General features: G+C 67.8%; 5 protein-coding genes and 1 pseudogene. 3 read left to right on the plus strand and 3 right to left on the minus strand.

Annotated elements, in window-relative coordinates:
• Together KGM94_RS23065 and arsC are read right to left on the minus strand one after the other, a co-directional pair.
• Window positions 1–419 (minus strand): annotated as a pseudogene (locus KGM94_RS23065) (adenylate/guanylate cyclase domain-containing protein); the annotation flags it as partial.
• Between the two features lie 49 nt (window positions 420–468).
• Complete coding sequence (arsC, locus tag KGM94_RS23070; RefSeq protein ID WP_300264457.1) at window positions 469–837, minus strand: arsenate reductase (glutaredoxin); 369 nt, start codon at window positions 835–837, stop codon at window positions 469–471.
• A gap of 148 nt (window positions 838–985) precedes the next feature.
• Here arsC and KGM94_RS23075 point away from each other — a divergent pair, with 148 nt between their 5' ends.
• The gene (locus KGM94_RS23075) at window positions 986–2,143 is read left to right on the plus strand and encodes an MFS transporter (RefSeq protein WP_300264449.1); all 1,158 of its coding nucleotides are present in this window, start codon (window positions 986–988) and stop codon (window positions 2,141–2,143) included.
• A gap of 45 nt (window positions 2,144–2,188) precedes the next feature.
• On the opposite strand, the gene dmeF is transcribed toward KGM94_RS23075, so the two are convergent.
• Window positions 2,189–3,133: a CDF family Co(II)/Ni(II) efflux transporter DmeF gene (gene dmeF / locus KGM94_RS23080; RefSeq protein WP_300264451.1), complete on the minus strand. Its 945-nt coding sequence runs from the start codon at window positions 3,131–3,133 to the stop codon at window positions 2,189–2,191.
• Between the two features lie 203 nt (window positions 3,134–3,336).
• Between dmeF and KGM94_RS23085 the strand changes: the two genes are divergently transcribed.
• Both KGM94_RS23085 and chrA read left to right on the plus strand, forming a co-directional pair.
• Window positions 3,337–4,155, plus strand: coding sequence for a chromate resistance protein ChrB domain-containing protein (locus KGM94_RS23085; protein WP_300264453.1), 819 nt, complete (start codon window positions 3,337–3,339; stop codon window positions 4,153–4,155).
• Window positions 4,155–5,310 (plus strand): chromate efflux transporter (gene chrA / locus KGM94_RS23090; RefSeq protein WP_300264455.1); only part of this gene is annotated, 1,156 nt, incomplete at its 3' end. The genes KGM94_RS23085 and chrA, both read left to right, overlap by 1 nt.

A 5,310-nucleotide genomic window follows, 5' to 3' on the forward strand; every position in this document is an offset into this window, starting at 1 on the left:
CCGGTCTCGCCGAAGCGGTGCACGAAGGCGAGGAGATGGCGGTGGCCCTGCTCGGCGAGTTCGCCGATCTGCGAAAAATTCAGCGAGGCGCACTCGGAGAGATCGATTCCGATCTCGTCATGGCCGTGCTCGAGCAGGTGGAAGAACACGGAACGGCGCCAGTTCCTGGCCGGATCGCCATCGGCGGTCGAGCGGTATTCGAACGTGTCGCTTTCGTTGGTCGGCCGGTCGGTCCAGCGGAAGCCGCGTCCCTCATAGATCGGATGCAGGGTGTCGATGAACACGAGCCCGCGCGACAGTTCGAGCCCTTCGGCGCGACAGCGCTCGCAGAATCCGCGCAGCAGCTCGTTCTCGGGCAGGCCGGTCAGACCCTGTCCGGTCAGCCAGTTCATCAGCTCGATGCGGGAGGTCAGTTCCATGGGCCATTATCCCGCGCCTTCGTGACCGGCGAAAGGCGAACGCCTGTGTTCAGGTCTTCGCCGGCGGGTTGTCGAGGAGATCGAGCACCTTCTCCGACGGCCGGCACAGCGCTGCGCCCTTCGGCGTCACCACGATGGGACGGTTGATCAGGATCGGATGCGCCAGCATCATGTCGATCAGCTCGTCATCGCTCCATTTGGGATCGGCAAGGCCGAGCTCGGCATAGGGCGTGCCCTTCTCGCGCAGCAGCGCGCGTACCGGAACGCCCATCGCCGTGACCAGCTCGACGAGCCGCGCGCGGCTCGGCGGCTCCTTGAGATATTCAATCACCTCGGGCTCGACGCCGCTGGCGCGGATCGTGGCGAGCGTGTTGCGCGAGGTCCCGCAGGACGGGTTGTGATAGATGGTGACGGTCACGACGACGCCCTCGGTTTCGACCGCGCTTCCCATAGCATCCCGCATCCCGCAGGTCGAATATGCCGCGCCCGGTGTTGACGCGGCCCGTTCCGGGGATGCAAAAGCCGGTGACGAGTCCGCCGTCGGCCGCAACCAGAAGCGCGAGGACATGAGCCAGCGACAGCTTTCGATCATCCTGGCGCTCGGCACCACGCAGACCCTGGCCTGGGCTTCCAGCTACTACCTGCCGGCGATTCTCGCCGACCCGATCGCGCAGGATCTCGGGGTCTCCTCCAACTGGATTTTTGGCGCCTTCTCCGCCTCGCTGGTGATCTCGGCGATGCTGGGCCCGCGCGTCGGGCGGCAGATCGACCTCGTCGGCGGACGGCAGGTGCTGTCGGCCTCCAACCTCACGCTCGCGGGCGGGCTGGTGCTACTGGGCTTCGCGCACTCGATTCCCGTCATGGTCATTGCCTGGCTCCTGCTCGGCGTCGGCATGACGCTCGGCCTCTACGATGCCGCCTTTGCCGCGCTCGGGCGCATCTACGGCACCGAGGCGCGCGGCTCGATCACCGGGATCACGCTGATGGCGGGCTTTGCCTCGACCATCGGCTGGCCGCTGACCGCCTGGGGCCTGGCCCATATCGGCTGGCGCGACACCTGCTTTGCCTGGGCCGCCGCTCACATCCTGATCGGCCTGCCGCTCAACTTCCTGGTGCTGCCGGAAGTCAAGGGCGCGAAGGCCGCCGTGGCCGAGGCGGTCAAGCCGCATATCCCGATCGACCGGACCATGACCCTGCTGGCATTCACCTTTGCCGCGGCGTGGACCGTCACCGGCGCCATGGCGGCGCACCTGCCGCGCATCCTGGAGGCAACGGGCGCCACGCCGCTGGAAGCGATCTCGGCCGGCGCCCTGGTCGGCCCGGCGCAGGTCGCGGCGCGGATTTTCGAGGCGAGCTTCCTGAGCCGCTATCACCCGCTGCTGTCGACCCGGCTCGCCTGCATCACCCATCCGATCGGCGCCGCAATCGTCGCCGTGTTCGGCGGCGCCGCGGCCAGCGTGTTCGCGCTCTTCCACGGCTCGGGCAACGGCGTGCTGACGATCGCACGGGGAACGCTGCCGCTCGCGATCTTCGGCCCGAAGGACTACGGCTACCGGCTCGGCATCATCGGCGCGCCGGCACGCATGGCGCAGGCGGTGGCGCCGCTCGCCTTCGGCCTGCTGATCGACCTCATGGGCGGCAAGGTGCTGATCGTGTCCTCGGCGCTCAGCCTCGCCGCGCTGACGGCGCTGTTCTTGATCCGCGCCGAGCGGCGGGCGGCCTGATCAAAACGGGTTTCCCGTCTCGTTCTCAGTGCAGGCTCCGCGACCTCAGTGCGGACAGGTCTCGACCTCGACGGTGACGTGGCTCAGGCCCGTCAGCCCGGCGAGCCGCCTCTTGTAGATTGCGGGCTGCTTCGGCTTGTCCGACACCAGCGAGACCAGCACGGCGCAATGGCCGGGTCCGACCCGCCAGAGGTGCAGGTCGGTGACGCGGTCGTCGCCCGCCTCAAGCCGCGCCCGGATCACCTTCTCCAGCTTCTCGTCGGCGCGGACGTCGAGCAGCACCGCGCCCGAGGCCTTGATCAGACCGAGGGCCCAGCTCGCGATCACCACGCTGCCGACCAGGCCAACCGCAGGGTCGGCCCACACCCAGCCCGAGACCATCGCCACCAGGAGGGCGGCGATCGCGAGCAGCGAGGTCGCCGCGTCCGCCATGACGTGGACATAGGCGGCGCGCAGATTGTGGTCGTGATGGTGATGGCCATGATGCCCATGATCGTGATCGTCGTCATGTGCATGGCCATGATCGTGATGGTGGCTGCCACGCAGCAGAAAGGCGCTGGCCAGGTTGACGCAAAGGCCGAGCACGGCCACCGCGATCGCCTCGCCGAACACGATCGGCACCGGCGAGAACAGCCGCAGCAGGCTCTCATAGGCGATCTGGATCGCGATCAGGGTGAGGATGATGGCGCTGGAGAAGGCGGCGAGATCGCCGAACTTGCCGGTGCCGAAGGTGAAATGCGCGTTGCCGATGTGCCGGCGCGCAAAGCGGTAGGCGAACGCCGCGATCCCGAGCGCGGCGGCATGGGTGCCCATGTGCCAGCCGTCCGCCAGGAGCGCCATCGAGCCGAACAGCGAGCCGGCCGCGATCTCGCCGACCATCATGACCAGCGTGAGGACCACCACGATCAGGGTGCGCCGCGCGTTCTCGTCGTGGCTTTCGCCGAGGAACGCATGCTGGTGCGTCCACTGTTCGATCGAGTGTGAGTGCATCGGCCGGCCTCCGGAGAGCGATTGTCGGCCGGACTATAGTCCCGGACCCCGCAACGTCCACGGCCGAAACGAGCCGATGTCCAAAACGAGCCGATTGACAGACCGGCGCAGTTTCGCTGTAATAAAATTCATGGGGATTTGAGCGATCTCCCCACGAGGCGACATGCCCAAGTATCGCGTCCCGTTCATTACGAGGACGCATCATGTCTTCCTTCGCAGAAATTTCTCCTGACAAGCTTTCACGATTGATCGGCACGGCGAACGCGCCTGCCCTGATCGACGTCCGCACCGACGAGGATTTTGCCACCGATCCGCGGCTGATTCCGGGTTCCGTCCGGCGCCGGCACGGCGACGTCTCCGACTGGGGCGGCGAGTATGCCGGCCGGCCCGCCGTCGTCTCCTGCCTGCGCGGGGCAAAACTCGCCCAGGGTAGCGCAGCCTGGCTTCGGCAGTTCGGCGCACAGGCCGAGACGCTGGAGGGCGGCTTCGAGGCCTGGAAGGCGGCCAAGCTGCCGCTGATCGACGCGACCAAGATCCCGAAACGCGACGCCAGGGGTCGCACGACCTGGGTGACGCGCGCGCGGCCGAAGGTCGACCGCATCGCCTGTCCCTGGCTGATCCGCCGCTTCGTCGATCCCGACGCCGTGTTCCTCTACGTCGCGCCGTCCGAGGTCGTCGCCGTCGGCGAGCAGTTCGGCGCTTCGCCCTTCGACATCGAGAACGTGTTCTGGAGCCATCGCGGCGAACTCTGCACCTTCGACGTGATGGTCGAGGAGTTCGGGCTTGCGACGGCGGCGATGCGTCGGCTCGCAACGCTCGTGCGCGGCGCCGACACGGGCCGGCCGGATCTGGCGCCGGAAGCGCCGGGCCTGCTTGCGGCCTCACTCGGACTGTCCAGGATATATGACGACGATCTGGAGCAGCTCGATGCCGGAATGCTGCTCTACGACGCCTTCTACCGCTGGTGCCGCGACGCCACCGGCGAGACCCACAACTGGCCGACCAACAAGGCCAGGCCGTGATGGACGGCCGTACCAACCCTGTGCGCGGAGCTGATGCCGGTCACGGCATCAGCTTCCAGGAGGCCTTTCGCGTTTGGCTACGGGTCGCCGTGCTGAGCTTCGGCGGCCCGGCCGGGCAGATCGCGGTGATGCACCGCATCCTCGTCGAGGAGAAGAACTGGATCTCGGAAGGGCGGTTCCTGCACGCGCTCAACTACTGCATGCTGCTGCCGGGCCCGGAGGCGCAGCAGCTTGCGACCTATATCGGCTGGCTGTTGCACCGAACGGCCGGCGGGCTGATGGCGGGCGGGCTGTTCATCCTGCCCGGCATCGTCGCCATCATGGGCCTGAGCTACGTCTACGCCACCTTCGGCAACGTCAGCTTCGTCGAAGCGCTGTTCTTCGGGCTGAAGGCGGCCGTGCTCGCCATCGTCGTCGAGGCGGTGGTACGCGTCGGCAAGCGCGCGCTGAAGAACCGCATCATGATCGCGCTCGCCGCGGCCGCCTTCGTCGCGATCTTCTTCTTCGCCGTCCCCTTCCCAATCATCATCGTCGCCGCCGGCCTGATCGGTTACGTCGGCGCGCGGAGCGGGCGATCGGAATTCGCTCCGGCCGCGCATGGCCACGGCAGCAACACGGCCGCAATCGACAGCATGCTCGGCGAGGCCGTGCCCGACCATGTTCGCCCCAGCACGGCGCGCGCGATCCGGGTCGGCACGAGCTGGCTCGCGCTGTGGCTGGCGCCGGTGATCGCACTGCTGATCGCCGTCGGACAGGCCAATGTGTTCAGCCAGATCGCGCTGTTCTTCAGCAAGATGGCGCTCGTGACCTTCGGCGGCGCCTATGCGGTGCTCGCCTACGTCGCCCAGCAGGCAGTCGAGCATTACCACTGGCTTGCCCCGCACGAGATGCTCGACGGCCTCGGCATGGCCGAGACCACGCCGGGGCCGCTGATCATGGTGCTGCAGTTCGTGGGCTTCATGGCCGCCTTCCGTGACGCGAGCGGGCTGCCGCCGATGCTGGCGGCGACCTTCGGCGGCCTGCTCGCGACCTGGGTCACCTTCACGCCCTGCTTCCTCTGGATCTTCCTCGGCGCCCCCCATGTCGAGCGGCTGCGCGGCAACACCGGCCTCGCCGGAGCGCTCGGCGCCATCACCGCGGCGGTCGTCGGCGTGA

This window comes from Bradyrhizobium sp. (assembly GCF_028868675.1).
In the GTDB taxonomy this organism is placed as follows: Bacteria; Pseudomonadota; Alphaproteobacteria; order Rhizobiales; family Xanthobacteraceae; genus Bradyrhizobium.

What these genes read in the sequence shown, in the direction of transcription:
- KGM94_RS23075 (WP_300264449.1), top strand. Translation starts at nt 986, where the DNA reads ATGAGCCAGCGACAGCTTTCGATCATCCTGGCGCTCGGCACCACGCAG.
- dmeF (WP_300264451.1), bottom strand. Translation starts at nt 3,133, where the DNA reads ATGCACTCACACTCGATCGAACAGTGGACGCACCAGCATGCGTTCCTC.
- KGM94_RS23085 (WP_300264453.1), top strand. Translation starts at nt 3,337, where the DNA reads ATGTCTTCCTTCGCAGAAATTTCTCCTGACAAGCTTTCACGATTGATC.